At 62.5% G+C, this 24,688-nt stretch carries 25 protein-coding genes; 15 read left to right on the top strand and 10 right to left on the bottom strand.

Translation table 11 applies throughout. The annotated features are described in order from the left end of the window. Positions 1-251: 251 nt before the first annotated feature. From C482_RS06090 to C482_RS06070, 5 genes are read left to right on the top strand one after another with little or no spacing between them, the layout of a single operon-like run. On the top strand, positions 252-1,481 hold the full coding sequence (locus C482_RS06090; RefSeq protein ID WP_006166633.1) for a translation initiation factor IF-2 subunit gamma: 1,230 nt from the start codon (positions 252-254) through the stop codon (positions 1,479-1,481). Between the two features lie 19 nt (positions 1,482-1,500). Further along, positions 1,501-1,887 (top strand): PIN domain-containing protein, encoded by a 387-nt coding sequence (locus C482_RS06085; protein WP_006166632.1) that lies wholly within the window; start codon positions 1,501-1,503, stop codon positions 1,885-1,887. Then, entirely contained in the window at positions 1,888-2,457 is a 570-nt protein-coding gene (locus C482_RS06080; protein WP_006166631.1) for a DNA-directed RNA polymerase, read from the top strand. It abuts the gene before it with no gap. A 2-nt stretch (positions 2,458-2,459) separates the two neighbouring features. After that, a complete protein-coding gene (spt4, locus tag C482_RS06075; RefSeq protein WP_004217297.1) occupies positions 2,460-2,657 on the top strand; it encodes a transcription elongation factor subunit Spt4 in 198 nt (65 codons plus the stop codon). A 13-nt stretch (positions 2,658-2,670) separates the two neighbouring features. After that, positions 2,671-3,282, top strand: a complete 612-nt coding sequence (locus C482_RS06070; RefSeq protein ID WP_006166630.1) for a GTP-dependent dephospho-CoA kinase family protein — start codon at positions 2,671-2,673, stop codon at positions 3,280-3,282. A gap of 47 nt (positions 3,283-3,329) precedes the next feature. Here the strand turns inward: C482_RS06070 and C482_RS22265 are convergent, their stop codons facing one another. After that, on the bottom strand, positions 3,330-3,599 hold the full coding sequence (locus tag C482_RS22265; protein WP_338043501.1) for a fumarylacetoacetate hydrolase family protein: 270 nt from the start codon (positions 3,597-3,599) through the stop codon (positions 3,330-3,332). Positions 3,600-3,680: 81 nt separating this feature from the next. Beyond that, positions 3,681-4,772, bottom strand: coding sequence for a methyltransferase domain-containing protein (locus tag C482_RS22260; RefSeq protein WP_006166629.1), 1,092 nt, complete (start codon positions 4,770-4,772; stop codon positions 3,681-3,683). Positions 4,773-5,311: 539 nt separating this feature from the next. Between C482_RS22260 and C482_RS06055 the strand changes: the two genes are divergently transcribed. Further along, positions 5,312-6,397, top strand: a complete 1,086-nt coding sequence (locus C482_RS06055; RefSeq protein ID WP_006166628.1) for a geranylgeranyl reductase family protein — start codon at positions 5,312-5,314, stop codon at positions 6,395-6,397. A gap of 102 nt (positions 6,398-6,499) precedes the next feature. On the opposite strand, the gene C482_RS06050 is transcribed toward C482_RS06055, so the two are convergent. Beyond that, a complete protein-coding gene (locus tag C482_RS06050; protein WP_006166627.1) occupies positions 6,500-7,123 on the bottom strand; it encodes a hypothetical protein in 624 nt (207 codons plus the stop codon). Between the two features lie 181 nt (positions 7,124-7,304). Between C482_RS06050 and C482_RS06045 the strand changes: the two genes are divergently transcribed. Next, a complete protein-coding gene (locus tag C482_RS06045) occupies positions 7,305-8,723 on the top strand; it encodes an MATE family efflux transporter (protein WP_006166626.1) in 1,419 nt (472 codons plus the stop codon). Here C482_RS06045 and C482_RS06040 read toward each other — a convergent pair. Beyond that, positions 8,663-9,040 carry a hypothetical protein gene (locus tag C482_RS06040; RefSeq protein WP_006166625.1) on the bottom strand — a complete coding sequence of 126 codons (378 nt, stop codon included), beginning with the start codon at positions 9,038-9,040 and terminating at the stop codon, positions 8,663-8,665. The genes C482_RS06045 and C482_RS06040 overlap by 61 nt on opposite strands. A gap of 246 nt (positions 9,041-9,286) precedes the next feature. On the opposite strand from C482_RS06040, the gene C482_RS06035 reads away from it, so the two are divergent. Then, positions 9,287-10,219: an aminoglycoside phosphotransferase family protein gene (locus tag C482_RS06035; protein ID WP_006166624.1), complete on the top strand. Its 933-nt coding sequence runs from the start codon at positions 9,287-9,289 to the stop codon at positions 10,217-10,219. Positions 10,220-10,346: 127 nt separating this feature from the next. Here C482_RS06035 and ygfZ read toward each other — a convergent pair whose 3' ends face one another. Then, positions 10,347-11,495, bottom strand: a complete 1,149-nt coding sequence (gene ygfZ / locus C482_RS06030) for a CAF17-like 4Fe-4S cluster assembly/insertion protein YgfZ (protein WP_006166623.1) — start codon at positions 11,493-11,495, stop codon at positions 10,347-10,349. Positions 11,496-11,574: 79 nt separating this feature from the next. Next, entirely contained in the window at positions 11,575-11,874 is a 300-nt protein-coding gene (locus C482_RS06025; protein ID WP_006166622.1) for a DUF6432 family protein, read from the bottom strand. 242 nt (positions 11,875-12,116) lie between these two features. On the opposite strand from C482_RS06025, the gene C482_RS06020 reads away from it, so the two are divergent. From C482_RS06020 to C482_RS06010, 3 genes are all read left to right on the top strand, one after another. Beyond that, positions 12,117-13,277 carry a DUF7093 family protein gene (locus tag C482_RS06020; RefSeq protein WP_006166621.1) on the top strand — a complete coding sequence of 387 codons (1,161 nt, stop codon included), beginning with the start codon at positions 12,117-12,119 and terminating at the stop codon, positions 13,275-13,277. A 185-nt stretch (positions 13,278-13,462) separates the two neighbouring features. Then, entirely contained in the window at positions 13,463-13,846 is a 384-nt protein-coding gene (locus tag C482_RS06015) for a DUF5611 family protein (RefSeq protein ID WP_006166620.1), read from the top strand. Positions 13,847-14,068: 222 nt separating this feature from the next. Further along, positions 14,069-14,251 carry a hypothetical protein gene (locus tag C482_RS06010; RefSeq protein ID WP_006166619.1) on the top strand — a complete coding sequence of 61 codons (183 nt, stop codon included), beginning with the start codon at positions 14,069-14,071 and terminating at the stop codon, positions 14,249-14,251. A 257-nt stretch (positions 14,252-14,508) separates the two neighbouring features. Here the strand turns inward: C482_RS06010 and C482_RS06005 are convergent, their stop codons facing one another. Further along, positions 14,509-16,068 (bottom strand): heme-binding protein, encoded by a 1,560-nt coding sequence (locus C482_RS06005; protein ID WP_006166618.1) that lies wholly within the window; start codon positions 16,066-16,068, stop codon positions 14,509-14,511. 201 nt (positions 16,069-16,269) lie between these two features. Between C482_RS06005 and C482_RS06000 the strand changes: the two genes are divergently transcribed. After that, a complete protein-coding gene (locus C482_RS06000; protein WP_006166617.1) occupies positions 16,270-16,797 on the top strand; it encodes a PadR family transcriptional regulator in 528 nt (175 codons plus the stop codon). A 168-nt stretch (positions 16,798-16,965) separates the two neighbouring features. On the opposite strand, the gene C482_RS05995 is transcribed toward C482_RS06000, so the two are convergent. From C482_RS05995 to pyrH, 3 genes are all read right to left on the bottom strand, one after another. After that, on the bottom strand, positions 16,966-18,804 hold the full coding sequence (locus tag C482_RS05995; RefSeq protein WP_006166616.1) for a site-2 protease family protein: 1,839 nt from the start codon (positions 18,802-18,804) through the stop codon (positions 16,966-16,968). 139 nt (positions 18,805-18,943) lie between these two features. Next, positions 18,944-20,653 (bottom strand): lysine--tRNA ligase, encoded by a 1,710-nt coding sequence (gene lysS / locus C482_RS05990; protein WP_006166615.1) that lies wholly within the window; start codon positions 20,651-20,653, stop codon positions 18,944-18,946. Then, positions 20,646-21,374, bottom strand: coding sequence for a UMP kinase (gene pyrH, locus C482_RS05985; protein WP_006166614.1), 729 nt, complete (start codon positions 21,372-21,374; stop codon positions 20,646-20,648). The genes lysS and pyrH overlap by 8 nt, the downstream gene beginning before the upstream one ends. A gap of 186 nt (positions 21,375-21,560) precedes the next feature. On the opposite strand from pyrH, the gene C482_RS05980 reads away from it, so the two are divergent. The 3 genes from C482_RS05980 (at position 21,561) to C482_RS05970 (ending at position 24,630) form a co-directional block, all read left to right on the top strand. After that, complete coding sequence (locus tag C482_RS05980; protein ID WP_006166613.1) at positions 21,561-22,442, top strand: molybdopterin synthase; 882 nt, start codon at positions 21,561-21,563, stop codon at positions 22,440-22,442. A gap of 288 nt (positions 22,443-22,730) precedes the next feature. Continuing rightward, positions 22,731-22,976 carry a DUF7123 family protein gene (locus C482_RS05975; protein ID WP_006166612.1) on the top strand — a complete coding sequence of 82 codons (246 nt, stop codon included), beginning with the start codon at positions 22,731-22,733 and terminating at the stop codon, positions 22,974-22,976. A 475-nt stretch (positions 22,977-23,451) separates the two neighbouring features. After that, entirely contained in the window at positions 23,452-24,630 is a 1,179-nt protein-coding gene (locus tag C482_RS05970; RefSeq protein WP_006166611.1) for a site-2 protease family protein, read from the top strand. Positions 24,631-24,688 lie beyond the last annotated feature (58 nt).

Here is a 24,688-nt window from a genome sequence, read left to right as displayed (position 1 = left end):
ACCATCTTTTGTAAGGATCCGCACCCTTTCTCTGTCTGTCGACCGTCCAGACGTTCGCACTCCCCGGGAAACGGTTGGACGAAGGGTCCTATAAGGTGTCACAGTGATCGATTTCGGCATCGCTACCAGCGGACCAATCGAACGCGGAGACTGCCAGATGGACGGAACGGTCGCCACAGCATGGACGCCGGCAGAACAGTAGGTTTATCAATCGCACGAGGGAAGGCCTACCTAAGATTACTCATCGTCTTATGGCAGGAACTCAACAACCGGAGGTGAACATCGGACTCGTCGGCCACGTCGACCACGGCAAGACGACGCTGGTGCAGGCGCTAAGCGGTTCGTGGACGGACCAGCACTCGGAGGAGATGAAGCGCGGAATCTCCATTCGGCTGGGCTACGCGGATGCGACGTTCCGCGAGTGTCCCGATCTGGAAGAACCCGAGCGCTACACGGTCAAAGCGGAGTGTGAAGACGGCTCAGAGAGCGAGCCGCTGCGGACCGTCTCGTTCGTCGACGCACCGGGTCACGAGACGCTGATGGCGACGATGCTCTCCGGCGCGTCGCTGATGGACGGTGCCGTGCTGGTCGTCAGCGCGAACGAGCCCGTCCCACAGCCCCAGACCGAAGAGCACCTGATGGCGCTCGACATCATCGGGATCGACAACATCGTCATCGCCCAGAACAAGGTCGACCTCGTCAGTACCGAGCAGGCCCAGAACAACTACCAGGAGATCCAGGAATTCGTTGAGGGCACCGTCGCCGAAGACGCACCCGTCGTCCCCGTCTCGGCCGGCCAGGAGGTCAACATGGACCTGCTGATTCAGGCGATCGAAGAAGAAATCCCGACGCCCGACCGCGATCCTGACGCCGACGCTCGGATGCACGTCGCCCGCAGTTTCGACATCAACAAGCCGGGGACCAGCGCCGCTGATCTCACCGGCGGTGTCCTCGGCGGCAGTCTCGTCGAGGGAGAACTGGAGTCCGGTGACGAGATCGAGATCAAACCAGGCCGAGAGGTCGAAGAGGGCGGCCAGACCGAGTACGTCCCCATCGAGACGACGATCCGCTCGCTACAGGCAGGTGGCGAAACTGCAGACACCGTCACGCCAGGCGGGCTCCTCGGCGTCGGAACCGGGCTCGACCCAGCACTGACGAAGGGTGACGCCCTCGCCGGACGCATCGCAGGTCCACCGGGATCGCTGCCCCCGACCTGGCAGCAGTTCACCATGGATGTCGATCTGCTAGAGCGCGTCGTCGGCACCGACGGCGGCGAGGTCGACGATATCAGCACCGGCGAACCGCTGATGATGACCGTCGGCACGGCCACCACCGTCGGCGCAGTGACGAGCGCCCGTGAGGGCGAGTGCGAGGTTAACCTCAAGCGACCTGTCACCGCCGAACCGGGCGCAAAAATCGCGATCAACCGTCGCATTGGCGCTCGCTGGCGGCTGATCGGTCTTGGAACGCTACAGGAGTAGCACTGATACGAGAGACACGATGAGCACCCGGGTCGCCCTCGATACGAGTGCGCTGATGATGCCAGTCGAACTCGACGTACGACTGTTCGACGAACTTGAGCGACTACTCGACTCGTTCGAACCCACAGCACCACAGGCGGTCATCGAAGAACTGCGCCGGCTCTCCGAAAAGGGCGGGCGAGAAGGCACCGCCGCGAACGTCGGCCACGATCTGGCAACCGAACGCTGCCTCGTCGTCGACACCGAGGCCTCATACGCCGACGACGCACTCGTCGAACTCGCCCGCGAGGGCATCGTCGACTACGTCGTCACCAACGACCGGCCGCTGCGCGACCGGGTACTCGAGGCGAACAGACCGGTAATTGCATTACGCGGGAGAAACAAGTTAGCGATCACTCAACCATAGATGTACAAACGGGTTAGATTGAAGGATACGGTGGAGGTACCGCCGGAGGAGCTCGGCGACGTGTCGCCGACGCTCGTCAAGCGACTGCTACAGGACAAGCTCGAGGGACGAATGGACGAAGACGTCGGAAGTATCGTCTCCGTCACCGAAGTGCGTGATATCGGTGATGGAACGGTGTTGCCGAACCGACCGGGCGTCTACTACGAGGCCGACTTCGACGCCGTCACGTTCGACCCACAGATGCAGGAGGTCGTCGACGGGACTGTCGTCGAGGTCGTCGAGTTCGGCGCGTTCGTCGGCATCGGCCCCGTCGACGGACTGCTCCACGTCTCCCAGATCAGCGACGAATATCTGGCGTTCGACGCCGAGAACCAACAGCTTGCTTCGAACGAGTCCAACCGCACGCTGGGTGTTGGCGATCCGATCCGCGCCCGCATCGTCACCAAGAGCATTGACGAGCGCAATCCACGTGACTCGAAGATCGGTCTCACGGCGAAACAGCCCGGACTTGGCAAGCACGACTGGCTCAAGAACGAACACGAGCACCAAGAAGCAACCGCAGGTGAATAACGATGGCAGCCGACCGTCTCGTCTGTCGTGAGTGTCACCGGGTCAACGACCCGGATAGCGAAACCTGTGACGCCTGTAACTCCTCGTCACTGACGGAGGACTGGGCGGGCTACGTCGTCATCGCCCACCCCGAAGACAGCGAGATTGCAAGCGAGATGCAGGTCACCGAACCAGGCGCGTACGCCCTCAAGGTCCGGTAATCGATCGATCGCTGTGACAGCTGACGACACCAGTACGGGCAACGCGGACCGCAACCGCGCCCAGAGCGACGACGCTCACAACCGCGACTATGACCAGCTACTGGTTTTACCTGACGACCTCCGCCACGAGCTCAAGGAGCCGATGGGCCCAATTGAAACGGACGCCCAACAGCTACTCGAGTCCGTCAACGGCCCGCTCATCGCTGTCGGCGATGTCGTCACATATCACCTGCTGCAGGCCGGCCGCATCCCCGACGTGGCGTTCGTCGACGAGCGAACCAAGCGCGACGCTGTCGACGAGGAGATCCGCGACACTGTCACAACAGAGCCAACCCACGAGGCCGTCAACCCGCCGGCCGAGCTCTCCGGCGACGTGATCCGCGCGCTCCGCGAGGGGCTCGACGACGAGGAGCCGGCGACGGTGTTGGTCGACGGCGAGGAAGATCTGGTTGCTGTCCCCGCAATCGCCGCCGCACCCGAGGGTGCAAGCGTCGTCTATGGCCAGCCCGACGAGGGGATGGTCCACGTGCGCGTGACGAGCGAGCACCGCGCTGAGATGCGCGAGTTACTCGAGCGCTTCGACGGCGATGTCGAGCGGCTCTGGGAGCTACTGTTACTCGACTAAGAGAATCAGCCTGTTTTCGCGGCGGCGCATAGCGGCGAGCGAACTGCCTATCCCGAGTCGACGACGAGTACTCGAGTACTTCGATACCCACAATCTCGAGTGCCACCGTCTCGCCATCCGCGAGCTACTGGCGGCGTTTGAGCCCACAACCCTCGCCGACGGTGGCGCTGCCGATGAACATCACCAGGGGAGAGCGTCTCGGGCTGGGAGACGTGTTCGATGATAGCGGTGAACGAGTGGCACATTTCGTCGACGGTGCCCTCTACCCAGACCTCGCCATTGACGCGGGTAGTCATCGGAGCCTCGAGAACGTCGATATTCTCAGCGGGAACGAGATAGGGGCCGAGCCCGCTCGCGAAGTGTTTCGCTTTGTGAGGCCGAGTCGAGCCTCCATACCCTCACGCTTTTCGTGCCTGTAGCACTCGAGCGCGGTACTCGAAGAGCGAGCGGTGCGCCTCGAGAACGCCGACCGTTTCGGCGTACGGCTCGAGTGTCCGGCGGACGACCGCAACCTCCTCGAAGCCGGCGTCTCGAGCGATCTTCTCGAGGTCTTCACTCTCGTAGAACGCCAAGCGCGATGCAAGAGGTTCGGGTGCGGCGACGGTCCCCCGTAGTTCGGGGTCACTTCCCTCGATAACGATCCGGCCGCCGGGCTCCAGCACACGGTGAAGCTCTTCGAGGGCGGCAACCGGATCAGGGAGGAGGCCTAGCACCTTCGTCATCATCGCACAGGTGAAGGTGTCATCGTCGAACGGGAGCGCCGCAGCGTCAGCTTCCTGTACCCGAAGCTGACCCTCGTCGACTGCCTTACGGTTTGTTCGGCGGGCGACCTCCACCATCTCGCGGCTGTGATCGATCGCGGCCGCATGACAACCGTGATCGAGGGCTCGTTCAAGGAATGCGCCGCCGCCGCAACCGATCTCAAGCAGGTGGTCGTCGGGCGAAAGCTCGAGTTCGTCGAGCAACAGGTGAAAAGCCGGGTAGTGATACAGGGGCTCACTGTAAGTTTCGCGGGCGTGTTCGCCAGCAGGAGTGCGCGCCTGGCGGTCTGTCAGCCAGTCGCCAAACGTCTTGGGTGCCGTCGATTCGAATAGCGGCGCGACGAGTTCGCCGGCACACCAGCCGACGAGGTCGGTTGGATCATCGATCAGCCGGCCCCAGCCACGGTGTTCGACCGTCACCTGCGTCCCGTCCTCAAATGGGTCGAATGTGAGGGCGAGTTCCGTCACCTCATCGGGCTCCCAAGAGGCACCGCGCCACTCGAGGACGATTAACTCGCCGGGCTCCCAGACGGTGACCCGACCGACATCGAATCCGTCCTCGATGATCCGTCCGTCCGGACCTGGTTCGAATCGAAAATCACGGCGGTGAAGGCTTGTCTCGAGTTCCTCGATCGTCGTTTCGAAAACCGCTGTGGGTGCTCCTGGGGCCGTGTAGCTCGTTGTGATTGTCGTCTCGGTTCGGTCGCTTGCTCGTGATGGATCGGTCATGTGTCGGTAGTTTGACTCCAGATCCGTTTCGTTCCGATACTCGTTATTACTGGCCGTAACCTGTTCCTGAACGCCATTTTCTAATTATGCTCCAGAATAATTATTTCCTGTTGTTATGATGTTGGTGTATAGGATGTTGTTTCTACTCGGGCTCTCACGGCCCACAACCAATATATTTTAGGCACACCTAAAACTGTATCGTGTGGGTCAAACGAATGGTCTAGCAAGAGTCGCACCTGCGACGCAGTGTCCTAGATCGACCGACGACGAAGACGACATAGTTCGATGTCGGTAATTGAAATATTCATAACTATTTCTTGGAAAATGCTAAAATGCACAGATATGAGCCCTCAATGAGCGAAATCGCCGGAGAGTAACGCCTTCGTTCTGAGTGAAAACCGTGCGACTCGACTGGTCGAAATACCAGTAGCAGATGTGGCTGTCTGGCAAAGTTTGCAACAGCGACGGAGAATGTTTTCCGGCTGACCAAATCGAGACGTTCGACAGGATATTTACCGACCGCCGTGAACGTGACGGACATGTACGATTTCGTCGTGGTGGGTGTCGGTCCCGCCGGCGCGCGCTTCGCACGACGGGCGGCCGAGAAAGGGTTCGACGTGCTCGCACTCGAGAAGGGCACCGTCGGCACGCCCCTGGCCTGTTCGGGACACGTCAGCACCGACATCTGGGAGTTTACCGGACCGGGTGCACGCGAGAATCTCTTCCAGAACGAGATTTACGGTGCGCGGTTCCACGTCGGCGGGCCGAACAGCGACGAGTATCCTTTCTACAAGCGTGAGGTGGCCTCGAACGTCATCGACCGCGTCGGCCTGGATCGCCACCTCGCCGACCTTGCACGAGAGGCTGGTGCAGACGTTCGCGAAGAGCACACCGTCACAGATGTCCGCGAGCACCACGACCGCGTCGAGGTCGACGTGAGCGGCCCCGACGGCCCCGTTACGTTCGAGGCGAAGATGGTCGCCGGCTGCGACGGCCCGCGCTCTCGCGTCCGCGGCGAACTTGGATTGCCGGAGCCCGAGGAGTTGCTCCACGGGGTGCTCGCGTTTTCTGATGAGGCGGACGACCAGGACTTCGTCGATGTCCATCTCACCGCGCCGACGTTCTTCGCGTGGCGCATCCCGCGGGGTGACGCTGGCGTCGAGTACGGGCTCGCCGCGCCGCCGGGTGTGCAGGTCACGAAGCACTTCGAGGAACTGATCGACGGCTACGAGATCGACGTCTCACACCGCTGCTCGGGTGCGATTCCGATCGGTCCGCCGGAACGGGTGACGAGTCGCCGTGGCTTCCTCCTCGGCGACGCGGCCGCCCAGACCAAGCCCTTCACCGGCGGCGGCATCCTCTACGGCATGACGAGCGCCGATCACGCGGCCCGCGAGATCGATCCCGACCGGCCGACGACGCTCGCCGCATACGAACGCGCCTGGCGCAACGATATCGAGCGCGATCAGGAACTCGGTCACTGGCTTCGGCGAGCATACTCACTTCCCGAGCCGATCCAGCACCTCGGCCTTGGCGCGCTCTCGGGCGAAATCGGCGTCCACATGGACCGGCCAACGTCGCTGGTGTCGGCAAAGCATCTCAAGACGGTCTTCTCCTGGCGCTGAGCCAGCGTTCCGGCGTCGATCGGCCCGTCGGTTGCGGATCAGAGATCGTGTTTTCCGTTTCCCTTGCTCAACTCGTAGTTTGTGCGCTCTGAACCGTTCCAGTCAGGACGACTCTGTCGAAGCCTGCTTCTCTCGGGGAGCGGGCGCTTCCGGTGTTCCGATACCGACCAGATCCATCGCAATAACACCGATCCCAACGTGAGCCACGACGAACGCGATCGCCGGCCCGACTGTAGGGATGAACGAGGTGCCCGCTGCAGCGACGACCGCGAACGCGAGAGCGACCGGCAAGGCGTCGGCCACGAGGCGACCGAGCGCGAGGAATCCCAGCGCGCTCCCCACGACTACGGCGATGACGTAGAGCGCGAGGAGTGGCATCGACGCCCAGCCAATGAGCGGCAACGCGGCCGCGTAGACGATTGCAACGGCGAGGACGATACTGAGCAGGCCGTGGAAGAACGCAAAGCCCGGTCGTGCGAGTGCGAGGCCGGTCAGCGATTGAGTTGCGTCGGGCGCAAACGTGACCAGCCCGCCGCCGACGAGTAGCGTCACGAGCGCGGGCCGACTGTCCGTAGAGAAGAGCGAGGAGAAGACGGTCTCTGCGCCGACCTGTGCGGCGTCCGGTCCCTGCTGTGCGAGAGTCGATGTCGTGGCGGCGACTGCACCGGTGATGGCGACGACAGCGACTGCAACACCGGCCGCGAGACGCAAGGAGGGCGACTGCATACTGCGGCAGTGCGACCGAACGGTATTAAATATCTGTTTCGTTGGCACGTTCGAGCAGTTGCAGTTCGTCCTTCCGCGTTGAGTTTGGACCGCTGAGCCGGCCCGCACACAGAGCGAATTCGAGTGGCGACTGAGACGGCAAACGACAGACCGAAGGGAGCAGTCCCAAAACGACCAGTCGATGGCAGGGCGATACGCCGGCGTTGTCGCGCTCGTCGCGAGCGTGCTCGAACGCCTCGGAATCATTAGCGCCGAGCGCTTTCGCCCGACGATGGACCTCGCGTGGCCCCGTATCGTCACCGGCTTCGCGATCATGTCGAAGCAGACGGCCGACCTGGCGATGGTCGGGCTGGCCGTCGGCGTCACCGGTACCGCGGGGATGGCCTACGCGCTCGCCTACTGGGAACTCGTGACGATGCTCGGGCTCGGACTCGCGGGCGGCACCGTTTCGCTCGTCTCCCAGAACTACGGCGGTGAAGAAACCGAGCGCGCCTCGCTCGTCGTCACGCAGAGTCTCCTGCTCACCGTCGTCTTCGCGCTGCCGATCATGGCCATCTTTCTCCTCGCCGCCGCGCCCCTAATCGGGCTACTCGGCTCGAACCCGGAGGCTATCGAGCACGGCAGCACCTACCTCGTCTTCGTCGCGCCCGCCGTCCTGTTCGAACTCTGTAACCTGATCGCCAGCCGAACCTACACCGGCGTCGGCGACACCTTCACCGAGATGGTCGCCCGCGCCGGCGGCGCGGTCCTCAACATCCTCCTGAGTGGCCTGTTGATCTTCGGGTTCGGTCTCGGTGTCGCGGGCGCGGCGATTGGGACCAGCCTCTCGACCGGGTTCGTGACGCTCGTGCTCGCCTGGGGAATGACCGGCCACTCGTACGGCCGACTCGGTATGGAGCCGAGTCCGGTTCCGATCACCCTTCGTGGACCGTGGTTCGACCGCAGCGTCGTCCGTGAACTGATCGAAATCTCGACGCCCGAGATCGGCCGTCGACTCGCCGGCGGCGCGGTCGTCTTCCCACTCCTCTGGATCGCCGGCACCTTCGGCCCCGTCATCGTCACTGCACTCGAGGTCGGCCGCCGCGTCCGAACCCTGATCAACAGCGTGAACTGGGGGCTCTCCCTTGCGGCAAGTTCGCTCGTCGGCCAGCACCTCGGTTCGGGGGACGAAGACGAGGCTGGTGCCTACGGGGCGTCGATCATTCGGCTCTCTGCTGTGCTCTACGTCACGATTGCGATAGTTGTTGTCGCGTTTGCGGAACCAATCGCGAGCCTGTTCGTCGAGGATACGGGTGCAATCGAGGCTGCAGCAGTGTTTGTCGCCGTCGGTGCAGTGAGTTCGATCGGTTTCGGCATCGACGGCGCGGCGGCGGGCGTGCTGCTCGGTGCAGGCGACACTCGTCTGCCGTTCGTCGCCTCGCTGGTCGGCCGCTACGTCTTCGCGCTACCAGTGGCACTGCTCGGCGTCGCCACTCCACTCGGCGTCGTCGCGCTCTACCTCGCGCTGTTACTCGAGACGTTCGTTCCGGGCGGAATCAACTACGCACTGTTCAGGCGCGGGCGCTGGAAGGCAGTGAGTCGGCGGTACCGGCCGTCGTGAGTCGTATCTGTCTCTGCGTCATGCGTCGGAGTCCCGGCCGACGAGTCCACCCGTACCGTTCGACCGAGGGCGTCCTCGAGTGCCTCCGGTGACGCGTCCGCCGCGAGATCTGCTGGCGGCTGTGGCAGGACGAACACGAGGTCGGCTGGCCGGTCGTGCTCGGTCTCGGCCATCTCGAGGAGGTCGGCCAGCGCGTCAGTGTCGAGGGACTCGAGTGACCGGATCGTCACGCGCTCGGTGTCGGAGCCGGGGGCGTCGGCGGACTGGGTGCGAACGTGGTCTGCGAGGTCGCCGAAGTCGGTGCTGTCGAAGGACATGTGCGTGGCTCCAGCGACGCGTTCCGTAAGCGTGTGCCCGGCCAGTTCTGGTCGCGAGAATAGACTACCTGCTTCTGCTCAGCAAGGACAGACAAGCACTGGCTCAAACCGTCTCTGGCTGGCTATTATTAGTAGGCGGATCGACCTATTCAAGTAGTAGCCGTCGGAAGTAGCAGCTGTCTTCTCGTGGCTGGAGCGGCAGGACTGTGACTCCAGCCGGTCGCCGCCCGCTAGCGGTTTCCAGATATGAACGACCAGATCGAGAAGATAGTAGCACAGTGTAGTACTGCAAGTAGCGTCATCCGAGAACTACACGACATTCCGCCATATCGAGTCTACGAAGTCGAGCTTGATACTCGGCGTGCAGTGGTGAAAGTCGACGATCACCGACGGGGCCACGCAGCCGACGAAGGCCGTGTTCACGAGTACGTCGCAACGGAGACAACAGCGTCCGTTCCCGAGGTGCTCGCTGTTGGTGCTGACCACTATATTACAGTCTGGCGAGAGGAGATTGCACACGCAGCAACACAGATAGGGTCTGACTGGGCACACGCTGCAGGTGTCTGGATGGCCACACTCCACGATGACACTGCCGGTGTGTTCGATGGATTCGGTCAACTCCGAAACGATGGCACGGGCCTTTCACTTGCAGCCCACGACACGTGGGCTGACGCTGTCATCGAACGCATTAGCCACCATCGCAAGTATCTCGCGACGAAGGGGTACGCAGACGCTGCCGACGCTGTTGAAGCGTTCTTCCGAGAACATCCCCACGTTTTCGATGCTGTTGGTAAGCCGGTGCTCTGTCATGACGATATTCATCCTGAACACCTCAGCCGAACGAGTGGGGGCGAGTGCATCGCGATCGATTTCGAACACGCACTCGTTGCACCGCCGGAGTACGACTACTGGCGAACAGTGATGCCGTACTTCGAAGCGTCCGATGCCGTTGACGAAACTGTTATGCAGGCATTCCAGGACGGATACGAGTCTGTCCGACCGCTTCCCGGTGGCTTCGAGGAGCGACGCCAACGATACAGACTGCTCAACTGGGTTGCGTTCCTCGAGTCACTCTATCTCCAACAGAACGTCGACCCAGACAAGCGCGAAGAGATGGGCGACTGGATGCGGACACGTGTCTACGAGACACTTTCGGAGGTGAGAGAAACAGTCGGATAAGCAATCACAGTAGAAAAGCTACTGATCGGTGGGGCAGGTTAACCGGTTTCCTCGAGATCCGAGTTACAGAACGGTGTTGTGTCTTCGTGTAATTCTCGACACCGAAATACAGGAACCAGAACCGAAACTACGAGTAGTTCGGCAGCCGATCCGACACGTCAGAGCCCTCGACGAACGGCAACTCGGTCCGCGTCGCCGGTACCTCCTCGCCGTCGACTCGAACCGTGAACGACTCCCCTTCGTGGTCGTACTCGAGTAGCGCTAGCGCGATGGGCGTCTCGAGCAGTGGGCTCAGTCCGGCGCGAGAGATTTCGCCGACGGAGGCGTCGCCGTCGAAGACGGCTGCGCCGGGGTCGGGGACGAGGTCGGCAGCGTTTGTCTCTGTCTCGGTGTCAGATTTGGTCTCGGCCTCAGACGCAGCGTCCATGTCGATCGTCAACCCAACCAGCCGCCGACTCGGCTGCCCCCGGTTCTCGACTCGCGAAACGACCTCCTGGCCGACGTAACAGCCCTTTTCGAAATCGAGCGCCGTTGTGAGGCCGAGCACGTTCGGCACCGTTCCCTCGAGTTCGGTCTCGAACAGCGCCGACCCGGACTCGAGTGCGAGGCTGTCGCGCGTCTGGTAGCCGAAGGGCGCGGCGTTGAGTCCCTGGTTGAGGAGGACATCGTACACCGCTTTGGCGTCGTCGATTCCGCAAATGACCTCGTACGTCTCTTCGCCGGTCAGCGCGTCGGTCCGAATGACGGAGACGCCCGCGTCGCCCATCGTCCCGCGGACGAAGCTGTAGCGCTCGCCGGGCGACGCCGCACCATTGAGCACGGATGCGATTTTCTCCGTGGCCTGCGGGCCGTGGATACCGAAGATGGCGAACTCGTCGGTTGCAACGTTGATATCGACGTCCTGAATGAACACCTTCTCGGACCAGTCGGCTGCCAGTTCCTTGGCCTCGCCCGGCGGCGTGAACAGCAGGATTCGCTCGCCTGCGTTGTAGATGTAGAGCTCGACTTCGATACGGCCCTGGGGACCGAGTACCAGCGCGTAACAGCCCTGTCCATCGGCTTCGGGGACGTGATTCGAGACGACGTTGTCGACGTAGTCCCGTCGGTCCTCACCCGTGACAGTGATCACGCCGTAGGCCAGTTCGATGAGTCCGACGCCGTTGCGGACCGCGCGGTGGGTGCGCTCGGGGCGACCGTAGTGCTCGACGATGGTTCGGCCGCCGTGCTCGCCGAACGTTGCACCGTGGTCCTCGTGAATGGACGAAATAACGCTCATGACGCTGTGAAGGGGCCAGGGACCCACAGGCGTTTCGATTCGATGAGTCGGTGATTCGATGGGTGCGCAACGTCGGGAGTCAGAAGGGGAATCGGTCACGGAGCCACTCGCCGATAGATTGCTCGTTGTCTTCCTCGGTTGGATCGTCCGGAATCACGCGCTCGTCGGGTTTGATCAACGTCTCGCTGCCGTCCGTCTCGACGACGATGAGCCGATCCTCTTTCAGCGTCGAGAGGGCCTCCTCGAGATCATCGATCTCGGCTTCGACTGCGGCCCGGAGCTCGAGGACGGACATCCCGTCGTCGGCGCGGTCGACGAGTTCGTCGAGGACCGCCACCTGGGTCCGTTCCCGGTTCCGATACTCCGGCTTTGCTTTCATCGGTATGTCTCTTCGACGACCCGGGATTTGACGTTTGCCGTTCCCGAACCGGGGCTAGTAGCTGGCGAGACAGTTGTCTGCCGTCTCGACGACGCTCTAGACTGGCCTGAAAGTGACCGTCACGTGTTGGTGAGCATCTACGTTCGAAACCCATCCGCGAAAACGTACGCCAGAACACATGACACGATCCGGAACAGTCCAGGCGGTACGTTTTTTATGGCCAGGCTCGGTACGATGGGACAATGGTCCTGCGATGTTCGCTGCTCGGTCACGACTACGGGGAATCCGAGGTCGAACGCGAGCGCGAAGAACGGGGCAGCGAGGTCGTCGTTACCGTTCAAGAATACGAAGAGTGTGTCCGCTGTGGTGACAGACACGTCATCAGTGAAAACACCGAGGTGACGAGTCTCTCGGCCGCACCGGCAACCGAGACTGAGCCGGGAACCACAGAGACAGCCGCACCAGACTCCGAGACGACTTCGACACCAGACCCCGATCTGTCCGACGACGTATCGATACCCTCCGACGACTCACCGACCCACGCCACAGCCGACTCGAGTACAACCGAGATCGACGAGGCGGATGGCGTCACCGACGATGGCCTGATTATCGACGACGAGCCAGACGCGGAGACCGTCGAATCCGGGCCCCAGCCGGAACGTGGTGACGCCGATGTGGTCGGCGATGACGGTGATACTGATGGAGAGTACGGTAAGCATGGTGAACACCGTGACCACCGTGATCACAGCGACGAATTCGACATCCCAACCGACGAGGACGGCAACCCCGTCACCGACGACGGCGAGATACTCGAGGACGAGCCGGCAGACGCCCACGCCGACCGCGAGAGCGACCGCGAGCACGGCGAGTGGCCTGACTCGGACGATGTCGGTCCACCAGTAGACGACGCGGAGGCCGAACACAGCGAGTGGCCCGACACTGGCGAACAGGTCGACGACGACGCAGTCGTCCTCGAGCACGACTCGACAGCGTACGAGGACGAGTCGGCGGTCGACGCCAGAACGGCAACCGTCGATTCGACCGAACACACCCAGTTCGAGGGAATGGCAGAAGCAGACGACGAACACCCTGCAGCGGCTGCTGGCGAGTCGACTGCGAGTTGGGCATCCGGCTCCGAGGCCAGTGGGGACTCGAGTAGCAGTGTCGAGGCGGGAGCCGACACGGCCCCCGAATCGGAGACGGCAGGGGCTGGGAGCGGTATCGAACGCGTCGGCGATGCGCCGGTCCCGGGTGACGCCGACCATCCGGGCGATGATGTGCCGAGCGAGTTCTACTGTCCGCGCTGTGAGTTCGTTGCGACCAGTGACCGGGGCTCGCTCCGGGCCGGGGATATCTGCCCCGACTGTCGGAAGGGGTATTTGGGAGAACGAGCCCGACAGTAGTCAGTAGTCCGTAGCCAGTAGTCAAAGAACGTGTTTTCGGATCCAGCTCTGTCGGTTCTCTCCGCGCGTTCTGTTCTGCCGCAGACGATTACGAGGCCGTTCGCTCTGCGGTGTGGCGGACCTGTTGGGTGCCCATACCGTCGGCTATGAAAAGAGGTAAACACTCCGCCGTGTATCTCCAAGCCATGAAGGAGTACAAGATGCGCCGCGGTGAATATCTCGAGGAGCGAATCCCCGACATGGAGTCGACCGTCGTGGACTACTTCGGTCCGATTACCGAAACGCAGGAGTTCAAGGGCAGCGACCTCTTCGTCATCGGCGAGCCCGACAACCCTGTCTTCGAGAAGATCGTCGCCGGTACCGTCGAATACTCCGGGAAGAAGGACAAACTCGCCGTCGAGTTCCACGAGCGCGATCCAACCGAACTCGATCCGGACGAACTCGAGGCCGCCGCCGAGGCCGTCGACGCGAAGAACGACTTCCTGCTCGAGGCGACCGGCCGTGACGCCAAGGCTCGTCGCGATTCGCTGAAGCGTTCGGTCGAAGACGATCCGGATCACGACTTCTAACAGCCGTTTCTGACGGGCGGTCGTTCCGACGAATACGTGGGACGTGGGACGCCTGCGATGAAACGCACACTTCTGTCCAGTCCGTCTCGAATAGAGTAGCAGTTGCGCCGGCTGTTCCCAACTGCGAGGAGAGGACCGGGAGTTGAGAGACGAGAGACGAGAAACAGGAAACGAGAAACGAGGTTCGAAATCGCTATTTGGATCACGTCGAAGCAACAGGTAATGGACATCGCTGCGTTTCTCCTCGCGACCGCGATCGCACACGCCGGCTTCGCAGTCTTCGTTACCGCACACGCTCGACTAACGGGCCAACCGGCTGGAAACTGGCCGTACATTACGCTCGCCCTCGGGTTAGCGGGACTCGCCGGCTACTTCTTCTACGACGAGATTGACGGCTCGATCTAGCTAGTGAACTGCCTCGGGCTCAAGACCCGAGATTTCCCGTAGATAATCGGCACGGAACGATACCGACGCCACGAACGGCGCGCCAGTGAGTGAGTCTGCGACTGCGACGTCTCAGTCATCGCCCCCGCTTGGAACGGCACTTATCAACCGGTGGCGGTTCCGGAGAGACTAACCGTCACCTATGACAGGCGAACGGATCTGACGAGTGTGACGGGCGTGAGCACACTGAAACGTCGGTCGAGAAAAGGCCGCGTCGCTCAGGCCAGGAAGACGTGTCGCGGCCGGTCCGCGAGCACGTCGCGACCGAACTCGACGGCCTCCGAGAACTCCTCACTACGGAAGAACTGCATAGCATCCTCGCGGGAATCCCAGCGGCTGGCGATGAACATGTCGTTCTCGTCCTCGCGGTTCGCAAGCAGATCGGTCTTGCGGTGACCATCCATCTCCGCGAGGATCGATGCCGCGTCGTCGAAGACGCCGACGAAGTCGCCGCGGTGCTCGGGCTTGACCGTGTAGAACATCCCCATCGTCCCCCAGGAGTCGTCCTCGTCGTCGCCAGCCTGGCGGACAATATCCGGCAGGTCGGCGAGGAAGCCGGCGGCCGTGTTCGCCGCACGGTCCGTCTCCCAGAGGCTGACGACTGCAGTTTCCGCGTCAGAGTCGTCAGCTTGGGACTCGTAGACGGCCGTCTTCACGTGGGTATCGTAGTGGTCGAAGTTCGTCCGTAGTCCCTCGACCTCCTCGAAGAGTTCGTCAGCGTCGGCCGCGGAGTAGAGCACGACCGCGTGGACGTCCTCGCCGTGTGGCTGGCCCGCGTAGACGCCGAGTTCCTCGAGTTCGCTGCGGACGCTTTCGTCGTCCTCGCTCTCGTCGCCGTCGCCGTGTGGTCCGTCAGAACCGTGGTCGTGGCCGTGACCGTGGCTACCGTCACTATCCCCGTGGCCGTGTCCATGGTGGCTACTCGAGTCGCTGCCGTGGCCGTGGCCATGCCCACCCGCACCGTGATGATGGCCGTGCCCAGACTCTGGTTCCTGTGGGACATCCTCTCCTGCGAGGAACGCACCCAGGTTCCCCGGCGGGAACCGTCGCGCCGAGAGGAACCGACCGAACTCGGCGAACGCCGAACTCGAGGGATCGAAGCGCATCTCGGTGAGCAGTTCCTTCACGTCCGTCGGGTCGTCCGCGAAGAGGGTCACTCCCCACTCGAAGTCGTCCAGGCCGACGCTGCCCGAGATGATCTGGGTCACGCGCCCGGCGTAGTCCCGGCCGATGTCGCCGTGACTCGAGAGGTGCTCCGCGCGCTCGTCGAACGGCAGGTCGTACCAGTTGTGCTCTGGTCCGCGACGCTTGTCCATCGGGTAGAAGCTGACGAACTCGCTGTCTGGAATCGTCGGCTTCAGGCGGGACTCGATGTAGCGCTTCGTGCCGGTGTCCTCGATCTCGCCGTCCTCCTCGAAGTACTCCTGGGACATGTAGCCCGAGACCTCGGTCACAGAGAGGTAAGAATCCGCGCGCTCGGTGAACTCGGCGAGCGCGGTCTGTTCGAACCGGCGCTCGAGTGTGTCTAGGGCTGCAAGCGTTGGACGGAGGTGCAGGATCAACAGATCGGCCTTGTGGCCGAGCACGGAGAACACCGCGGAGTCGCCCGCGTCGGCGTCAGCGACATCGCTTGCGGCCGAGAGGTAGTCAATGCCCTCCTCGAGTGCTCGGGAGCGGTGGCGCTCGGGAGCGTCGCGCCAGGCGCCCCAGTCGATCGAACGGAAATCGTGCAGGACGTACCAGCCTTCGTCGGTCTGTGGCGGTTGGCGTCGTTCCATACGCGCGAGTTGGGGCGGCGAGGCCAAGAAGGAACGGGTTTCGCTCTCGCGAGTGGGGGTGGCTGCAGGTGTGGGTGTGGGTTCGGGTGCGAGTGCGGGAACGGAAGCAACTGGCGATCTGAGACAGAACCGGCCCCGAAACCGGCGACCCAACCTGGCGACCGAAACCCTTTACGTACATCCGTTTAAATCTCGCGTCATATGCGGAAAAGTGGACCGCCGAAGGGACTCATCGCCTACCTCGTCCTCGAGTTACTCGAGGAGAAACCCCGCTACGGGTACGAAATTCTCAAAGAAATCCGAGACATCAGCGGCGGTCACTGGGAACCATCGTATGGCTCCGTCTACCCCATCCTCTACAAGTTCGAAGAGAAGGGGTGGGCCGAGCGCATCGAGCGCGAGGACGAACCCGACCGCAAGTACTTCGAACTCACCGAGTCGGGCTATGAGGAACTCGAGGAGCGACGCGAAAGCAGCACGGAGAAGGCACGCGATTTCGCGGACGTCATCCTTGGCTTCTTCCACGTCTACGCGGCGTTTGCGACGGACGAGCGCTTCGAGATTCCCGATATCGAGGGCGAGTGGCAGTTCAACGAGGACTTCAGCCGGTGGGTCGTCGAGCAGGTAGTTCGCCATCACGAGCACTACTTCGAGACGGATTTCGAGCGCATCGAGGTGACACCCGAGGAGTTCTACGAGCGCCACGGGATCGAGATGGACGACGAGTAGCGGACGACGAAGAGCGAACGGCGGAGAGCGAGCGGAGTGGGCAGGACGGCTGTCGGTCGAGACTGTTGCTGGAGACGGTGTTGGTGTCGGTCAAACTCGAAGATGCACGAACACGGGCACGGGCAGGAACGCAAGCGCGGGCAGGAACACGAACACAAGGAGTGACGCTCAGCTCGCCAACCAACCCTGCGCGAACAACATCGCAAGGAAGCTGATCAACATCGTCAGCCCTACTGAGGTCGTCACGATGCGAACCATCCCGCGGTTCGCCTCGATCGGCAGCCGGGAAACGATCGCCTCCGTGCTCGTCCGAAGGATGTGCCCGCCGTCGAGCGGGAACGCCGGAATGCAGTTGAAGAACCCGAGCTGAACATTGATCCAGCCGGTCCAGAACAGCAGGTTCGCGAGGACGAAGATCGTCCCGTCACCCAGCGCAGCGAGCGACCCCTGCACCTCGTAGAAGTTCTGTACACCGCCGGTGAAGCCGGCGAAGTTGAACGGGAGAATCCCGAGGACACCGATCAACGGCAACAGGAGCGCGAGACCGATCTTCCCGAGGAACGTGTCGGTTACCGCGCCGTAGCTGCTCTCGCCGCCCCCGCCGAGGACAGCGAGGTACTCCTCAGCAGGGTAGAGTTGGACGCCGAGATCGTTCAACTCGAGTCCCGACGTTCCCGGCGCACCCTGGATTCCCAGGAACGCGCTGCCGGGCTGTTGTGGGTGCTCGCCGAGGGTGACTTCCGCCTCATCGCGGTCGCCGTCGGCGTAGCTCACCACGGACAGTTCGTCACCGGGATCGGCATCTGCGAGCTGGGACTCGAGTGCGGCGTAGTCGTGGACGCGCTCGTCGCCAATGGCGGTGATGATGATGACGTTGCCAGCCTGTCCAGTTGCGACGTCGAGCGCTTCATCGTGGACGACCTCGACGGCTGCACCGATCGGTACCTCGGTGTCGGTTTGCTCGCTGTCGCCCGCCGGGTGGACGGTGAGGGTTGCGGTGTGATCGTCACCGACGGCGTCGATGAAGCCCTGTTCCGTGCCGACATCAGTGCCGTCGACGGCGACGATCCGGTCGCCAGTCGAGAGATCGACCGGGCCGCCGTCGATTGCGGCAGTGACGAGCAGTGAGCGATCGACGGTCGCCGTCCGTTCACCGTCGAGTTCGACGGAAACCTCGTCGCCGCTGGACTCGAGTTGCGCCATGAGATCGTCGTTGTCTTCGACCGGTTCGCCGTCGATGGCGGTGATTCGGTCGTTCGGTTCGATACCCGCGTCTTCGGCGGGTGAGCCAGGTGCAACGCCGCCGACTGCGGCACCGGGGGCGACGGCAATCGCGCCCGCAATCGGACCAAAGAGAAGTGCGAAGGCGATGATTGTGACGGCGAAGTTGTTCGTCACACCAGCCGCGAACATCCGCGTCTGGCCGCCGCGAGAGGCGTCCTTGCTGCTCTCCTGGTCGGGTTCGACGAACGCGCCGAAGGGGATGATCGCGAGCATTGCGATCCCCATGGAGTTGATGTCGATACCCTCGACGCGACAGAGCAATCCGTGGCCACCCTCGTGGACGACGAGACCGACGAGAAGGCCGACGACGATCCCTGGCGTCGCAGAGAGCGGCAGGAAGTCGTTGACGCCCGGAATAACGAGGACGTTCCGTGGCTGTTGGATACCGCCGGTGGGCTGTGGCGTCGTCAGCGCGGCGATCGCCGCAAGCAACAGGAAGACGAACATCGTCGCCATGACGACGACGGCGATTCCGATACCGATATTCGCCCACGCCCGCCAGAACCGTTTCGGCCCGGAGAGCCAGTCGAGAAAGTCGCGACCGCGTTTCGTATGGAAGGTGAGAATCGGACCCTGAGCCCCGACAAATTCGGGAAGGAGGTCCAGCTTCCGAAGTGCGATAATCCCAGCCCAGTAGAGCAGGAGCCCCACGACGACCCACGTGAGCAGCTCCGACCCGAAGAGCTCGGGAACCGAGACGACAGCTGGCGTGCCGTAATCCATCGACAGTAATTCAGCGCGGTGTTCTCAAAGGGCTTTTGTCTGGAATCACCTCACGTAATCTGATAGTTTTCACTGCGTTTGTGAAGAATCGAGCTATCAGAATGGGGCTGGTTCGCACTCGAACGCCGTCGAACGCCGTCTAGCGCTCCCGACGAAGTCGCGCGACGACGAACTCCTGATCGACCTTCGCCAGGAAGGGGCCGAGCTTCGGTCCCTGCTCTTCGTCGAAAAACAACCGGTAGCCCGCGCCGAAGAACTCTCCGGTGTCGATGTCGTTGCGCTTTGCCGTCTCGTAGATTTCGCCCTGAATCTCTTCTGGGCCGTGACCTGCCTCGATGAAGTCCGCGAGTTCGGCGAGGGCGTCGTCAGTGTCGGCGTCGAACTCGTGCGCTGGAATCTCTGTGCGCTTGAGTTCGTAGTCGAACTCGTTCTCGGTTCGGCGTGCCCAGTTGCGAGCGCGCTCGACCCGCGCGAGTGCCTGTTCGACGGCCCACTCGGGTGCGTCGGCCGGAATGTGTCCCTCACGGCGGGCGATTTCCTCGCGCAGGTCTGGATCGTCCGTCATACCGAGCACCGCAGCGAAGGTGTAGGGGAGACGGATGCGCTCCTCGCGAGCCTCCTCTACGACGAGCGGGTAGACACGGTCAGCGAAGGCCTGTTCGTCCTCAGTCGCCTCCTCAACTTCGCCGAAGTAGGTCGCCTCGAAGCGGTCGAACTCGTCGACCAGCTGGTCGAGGCGTTCGATGCTGAAGTCCCGCGCTCGCGATGGGTCCTTCGCGAAGAAGTAGCGGAGGACCTCCGGCTCAAGCAGTTCGAGGACGTCCGAGACGAGGATCACGTTCCCTTCGGAGGAGGAGAACGGCTCGCCGTCTAAGGTGAACCACTCGTAGACCATCGGGACGGGCGGCTCGATGTCGAGGACGTTGCGAGCGACGTCGTCGCCGCTCGGCCAGGAGCCTTCGGCGTGGTCCTTGCCGAAGGGTTCGAAGTCGACGCCGAGGACGCCCCACTGGCCGGGCCACTCGAAGCGCCAGGGCATCTTGCCCTCACGGATGGTAGCGGTGCCCTCGTGGCCGCAGCCGTTGATGGTTTGGTCGCCGGCGTCCATGTCGGTACAGCGGTAGTCGACGGTGGGGAGGTCGCCCTCCTCGGGGTCGAGATCGACCCCCGTCACCGTCTCCGTAACCTTGCCACACTCCTCGCAGATCGGATTGAACGGGATGTAGTCCTCGTCGACCTTGTCCTGGTACTCGGCGAGGACCTCCCATGCGCGGTCGCGATTTGCCAGTGCATGGCGAGTTACGTCGTCGAACGCGCCGTCCGTGTAGAGATCGGTCGTCGAGACCATGTCGATCGGCACGTCGACGGCGTCGGCGCTGTCCTGGATGATCGTCGAGAAGTGGTCGCCGTAGGAGTCACAGCAGCCGAAAGGGTCCGGAATGTCGGTGTATGGGTGACCGAGGTTTCGCCCGAGCGCGCCCGCATCGACGTCACCGAGGTCGACGAGGTTGCCGTCCAGATCACAGAGCGTGCGCGGGAGCTTCCGGAGCGGGTCGCGGTCGTCGGCGGTGAAGACCTGCCGGATCTCGTGACCCCGGTCACGCAAAACCGCGGCGACGAAGTAGCCCCGGAGAATCTCGTTGACATTGCCGAGGTGGGGAACACCGGAAGGGGAGATGCCACCCTTGATGACGATTTCTGGGTCATCCTCGTCCGGGTGCTGGTCGGCAACGTGCGCTTCAACCTGATCGGCGACGGTGTCGGCCCAGAAGGCGTGACGCGTTTCGTCGTCGTCCTGTTGGAGTGTGTAGGGGCTTCGGCCGTCGTGCTCGTGCTTGTCCTCACTCATCGTTGTCCTGTGCCCAGTACGTCGGTTCCTCGCCTGCACTCTCCGGAACCACGTCCGTTCCGTCGTGCTCGCCGTAGCGAACTGCCTTCGCGATCCGGTCTGGATCCGTGCCATCGAGAACGATCGTGCGCATTCCCGAGCGCTCGATGATCTTCGCCGCGAGCAGGTCGACCGGTGCCGATGCGCCAGCGTTCATCTCGAGTCCGGCGATGACGTCGACGAGTTCGTCCGCGCGAAGGTCGTCGTACTTCGTCGCGTCGTCGTCCTCGTTCGGATCGTCGCTATAGACACCGGGGACGCTGGTCGCGTAGACGAGCAGGTCTGCGTCGATGTACTCCGCGAGCGCGGCACCGACGGCGTCGGTCGTCTGTGCCGGTGCGACACCACCCATGACCGAGACATCGCCACGACGGAGTGCCTCACCGGCCTCGTCGTAATCTTCTGCGGGCGCGGTAACGGCGTCCTCACCGAGCGCGGCAATGAGCAGGCGCGCGTTGAGCCGCGTCACGTCGATGCCGAGTTGATCCAGTTCGATTTCGTTTGCCCCAAGTCCGCGAGCGGCACCGATGTACTCGCGTGCGACACCGCCGCCCCCGACGACGGTCCCGACGCGACAGCCGTCCGCGACGAGGTCTTCGACGACGGCCGCGTGTTCGGACACCCGATCGGTCCCGAGTTCCGGGACGAGCACGCTGCCGCCAATAGAAACGACCACTTTCATGCTAACCCGGTGTAACCGGGTTGCTATCTTAAGGGTTGCCAACTCCGTGGCGACTGTGAGGTGCCAGCACCGCGAACGCGTCGGTATTCCGACGGTTCCACACCCACCAGTGCTGACTGCACTCCGACTCTGCCTGAAAGATGCCACGGCGACAGCTACAAAGTCAGACCGGACTATATATCGACCATGCACGTACTCGGGATTCTCGGTCGCGGCGTCGACGAAACGACGCTCGACGGCGTCGTCGATCGAGCCGTCGACGAACTCTCACAGGCCGGTCGCGTCGGCGTCGTCCGCTACGACGCAACGATCGCAGACGGTACCCACGACGCACTCACCATTGGCGGAGACGTTACCTACGGTCTCGGCGCGGACGGCGACTGGACCGCAACCGGCACCGGGCTCTCCGTGCAGGACGCCATCGACCAACTTGCGACCAACTGCGACTACGGCGTCGTCGTGGGCGTCCCGTCGCTCCAGCGACGGTATCCAACACTCGTCGTCGACAGCAAGAGTGGCAGAGACGGCAGCAAAGATGAATCGCACGAGCCCGACCCCAATCCCATCCACGACCACACCCAAAACACGCTCGCAACCATCGACTCCCCCACCGACCTCGACCAACTCGAGCTCACCACCGCACTCGAGTCCACCGAACCACACCGGACACTCGAGTCCCTCGTCACCGAAGTAAAGCACTCACCCCAAGCGCCTCGCGCCGGCGCAGTCGCGACGTTCACCGGCCGGGTGCGCCAGAAGGACGCCGAAGATGACACCCCGACGGAGTACCTCGAGTTCGAGAAGTACGAGGGGGTGGCGGACGAACGAATGGCTGCACTCAAGTCGGAACTTGAGGCGCGCGAGGGGGTGTTTGCGGTCGAATTGTACCACCGAACGGGTATCGTTGAGGACGGTGAGGATATCGTGTTCGTCGTTGTGCTCGCGGGCCACCGCGAGGAAGCGTTCAGAACGGTGGAAGACGGGATCAATCGACTGAAGGACGAAGTGCCGCTGTTCAAGAAGGAGGTGACGCTTGAAGACGAGTTTTGGGTGCACGATCAGTCGTGAAACACCAATACCTTTGTCAACACACTACACATAGATTGGCGGTGAATCGAGTTCAGTCAGTGGTAGAATACCGTCCTAAACTGTCAGCATCGAGCATGGTTCCGGCGACAGTGGCTGAAAACAGATAACACGTTAGAGGGCATTGTAAAACGTCTAAAGGCCTCTAAGGTCGCCTTTCACGACTCGATAAACCGCGGTGAAACGTTACAGTGGGGGATGTCTGTTGAACGCAACCGAAATTTCGCTAACCATCCTTCCTTTATAACATGTTCCCGGAGATAGTGGTTGATGTCGATGAGCACGACAGCACAACCCTCCACGGAAAGCAAAGAACACCGCCTGAAGCGATATCTTCGTAAGCGCGCCGAAGACGGCGAGCTCTACTTCAAGGGGAAGTTCATCGCCGACGACGTCGGCATGTCCCCGAAGGAGATCGGCGCGCTCATGGTCAAACTCTCGGACTCGGCGAACGACCTCGAAATTGAGAAGTGGTCCTACACGAGCGCGACCACGTGGCGCGTCGAACCTGCCTAACTCGATCCCCCGTCGACACAGCGGCCATCCGTGCCGGTTCGAGACGGGTTTCGCTCGGAGTTCGGTCCCCGCCTCCGACGTATCCCCCCGCTTCACACCCGTCCACCGTGACTCTCACGGCTCGATTCCGGCATTGGATAGCCAGATCGGGCAGCCACACCCGTTTGGGCTAGCAGACACTCCACAGATACACAATCAATCCGTTGCGTGCCACCCCAACAGACACACCCCAGACGTGAGCCAGATCGGGTCCGACGACCCAGGTCCGGGCTCGCGTCACAATATTATCGCGCGTGCAGTCCGTAACCGAATACGAGTACAGCGATCACTTTCCAAAGAGCACCAGCGCCAACGGCAGCTCCATCAACCACGTCACGTCAACACCAACACACGTTCACCGTCGAAGATGGGACACGGGTAACAGGAACTGACCAACTGCAGTCGATTTATACGAACCCGTGATGAATCACTGGTGATGGACGACCGTGCTTCGTCCGAACCAAACTCTGGCCCTGACCCAACGCGCCAGGCGACCACCGCCACCGAGCAGACTGTCGACGGTCCTCCGATCGAGCGGATCGACTCCGCCTTCGCGGTCTACGACGTTCACGTCGACGGCGAGCAACTGGTCTACTACGGCGACCCTCGTAAACCGCCTGAAGAGCTGCTGCAGGAGCTGTGGCCCGTCTTCCGCTCACACGGCTACGAGCCACGTTTTTCGACGCGCTACGGCGAGTACGTGCTCGTCGCCAAGCCGACGAGCGTCGGCATCGACGGCATCCCGTGGACGAACATCCTGTTATTGCTCGCAACCATCGTTTCCACCCTGTTCGCCGGCTCGATGTGGTACCATATCGACCCCATCTCGAATCCCACAGAGATGTGGCGCGCCTGGCCGTTCACCGTCGCGATTCTGGGCGTCCTCGGTGTCCACGAGATGGGCCACTACGTGATGAGCCGCTACCACCAGGTCGACGCCTCGCTACCCTACTTCATCCCCGTCCCGACACTCATCGGGACCATGGGCGCGGTCATCAAGATGAAAGGCCGGATGCCCGACCGCAAGGCGCTGTTCGACATCGGTGTTGCCGGCCCGCTCGCCGGCCTGATCGCCACCATCGCCGTCACCATCGTCGGCCTCCACCTCCCGCCGACGGTCGCCTCCAACAGCGTCGTCCAAGACCCCAACGCGATCCAGATCCAGCTCGGCTACCCGCCGCTACTCGAGTTACTCGCCGCTGCCTTCGACCAGCCGTTGTATCGTGACGACCCGGCAATGGCGGTGAACCCGGTGGTTATCGGCGGCTGGGTGGGTATGTTCGTGACGTTCCTCAATCTGATTCCGGTGGGCCAGCTCGACGGTGGACACATCCTCCGCGCGATGACCGGACAGTTTCAAGAGACGATCGCAGCGCTGGTTCCGGGGGTCCTGTTCGGCCTCGCGGCGTACCTCTACTACGTCAGCGGCTACAGCGGGAACTCGGTGCTCATTTGGGCCGTCTGGGGACTGTTTACGGCGGTGCTCGCCTCCGTCGGCCCGGCCCATCCCGTGCGTGACGAGTCGCTCGGAACCGGCCGGTTCCTCCTCGGCCTCATCACGTTCGTCCTCGGTGTGCTCTGTTTCATGCCGGTGCCGATCGAGATCATCGAGTGAGGCGGCTGCTGTGGGCACTGTGTGGCAGTAGAAACGCAGTGTTCTATTATCTACTCCA

The sequence above is a fragment of the Natrialba chahannaoensis JCM 10990 genome (assembly GCF_000337135.1).
Classification (GTDB): Archaea; Halobacteriota; Halobacteria; order Halobacteriales; family Natrialbaceae; genus Natrialba; species Natrialba chahannaoensis.
The sequence above is the reverse complement of the archived record's forward strand: the minus strand, read 5'-3'. Positions and strand labels throughout refer to the sequence as shown.

What these genes read in the sequence shown, in the direction of transcription:
- C482_RS06090 (WP_006166633.1), top strand. Translation starts at nt 252, where the DNA reads ATGGCAGGAACTCAACAACCGGAGGTGAACATCGGACTCGTCGGCCAC.
- C482_RS06085 (WP_006166632.1), top strand. Translation starts at nt 1,501, where the DNA reads ATGAGCACCCGGGTCGCCCTCGATACGAGTGCGCTGATGATGCCAGTC.
- C482_RS06080 (WP_006166631.1), top strand. Translation starts at nt 1,888, where the DNA reads ATGTACAAACGGGTTAGATTGAAGGATACGGTGGAGGTACCGCCGGAG.
- spt4 (WP_004217297.1), top strand. Translation starts at nt 2,460, where the DNA reads ATGGCAGCCGACCGTCTCGTCTGTCGTGAGTGTCACCGGGTCAACGAC.
- C482_RS22260 (WP_006166629.1), bottom strand. Translation starts at nt 4,772, where the DNA reads ATGACCGATCCATCACGAGCAAGCGACCGAACCGAGACGACAATCACA.
- C482_RS06055 (WP_006166628.1), top strand. Translation starts at nt 5,312, where the DNA reads ATGTACGATTTCGTCGTGGTGGGTGTCGGTCCCGCCGGCGCGCGCTTC.
- C482_RS06050 (WP_006166627.1), bottom strand. Translation starts at nt 7,123, where the DNA reads ATGCAGTCGCCCTCCTTGCGTCTCGCGGCCGGTGTTGCAGTCGCTGTC.
- C482_RS06045 (WP_006166626.1), top strand. Translation starts at nt 7,305, where the DNA reads ATGGCAGGGCGATACGCCGGCGTTGTCGCGCTCGTCGCGAGCGTGCTC.
- C482_RS06040 (WP_006166625.1), bottom strand. Translation starts at nt 9,040, where the DNA reads ATGTCCTTCGACAGCACCGACTTCGGCGACCTCGCAGACCACGTTCGC.
- C482_RS06035 (WP_006166624.1), top strand. Translation starts at nt 9,287, where the DNA reads ATGAACGACCAGATCGAGAAGATAGTAGCACAGTGTAGTACTGCAAGT.
- ygfZ (WP_006166623.1), bottom strand. Translation starts at nt 11,495, where the DNA reads ATGAGCGTTATTTCGTCCATTCACGAGGACCACGGTGCAACGTTCGGC.
- C482_RS06025 (WP_006166622.1), bottom strand. Translation starts at nt 11,874, where the DNA reads ATGAAAGCAAAGCCGGAGTATCGGAACCGGGAACGGACCCAGGTGGCG.
- C482_RS06020 (WP_006166621.1), top strand. Translation starts at nt 12,117, where the DNA reads ATGGTCCTGCGATGTTCGCTGCTCGGTCACGACTACGGGGAATCCGAG.
- C482_RS06015 (WP_006166620.1), top strand. Translation starts at nt 13,463, where the DNA reads ATGAAGGAGTACAAGATGCGCCGCGGTGAATATCTCGAGGAGCGAATC.
- C482_RS06010 (WP_006166619.1), top strand. Translation starts at nt 14,069, where the DNA reads ATGGACATCGCTGCGTTTCTCCTCGCGACCGCGATCGCACACGCCGGC.
- C482_RS06005 (WP_006166618.1), bottom strand. Translation starts at nt 16,068, where the DNA reads ATGGAACGACGCCAACCGCCACAGACCGACGAAGGCTGGTACGTCCTG.
- C482_RS06000 (WP_006166617.1), top strand. Translation starts at nt 16,270, where the DNA reads ATGCGGAAAAGTGGACCGCCGAAGGGACTCATCGCCTACCTCGTCCTC.
- C482_RS05995 (WP_006166616.1), bottom strand. Translation starts at nt 18,804, where the DNA reads ATGGATTACGGCACGCCAGCTGTCGTCTCGGTTCCCGAGCTCTTCGGG.
- lysS (WP_006166615.1), bottom strand. Translation starts at nt 20,653, where the DNA reads ATGAGTGAGGACAAGCACGAGCACGACGGCCGAAGCCCCTACACACTC.
- pyrH (WP_006166614.1), bottom strand. Translation starts at nt 21,374, where the DNA reads ATGAAAGTGGTCGTTTCTATTGGCGGCAGCGTGCTCGTCCCGGAACTC.
- C482_RS05980 (WP_006166613.1), top strand. Translation starts at nt 21,561, where the DNA reads ATGCACGTACTCGGGATTCTCGGTCGCGGCGTCGACGAAACGACGCTC.
- C482_RS05975 (WP_006166612.1), top strand. Translation starts at nt 22,731, where the DNA reads ATGTCGATGAGCACGACAGCACAACCCTCCACGGAAAGCAAAGAACAC.
- C482_RS05970 (WP_006166611.1), top strand. Translation starts at nt 23,452, where the DNA reads ATGGACGACCGTGCTTCGTCCGAACCAAACTCTGGCCCTGACCCAACG.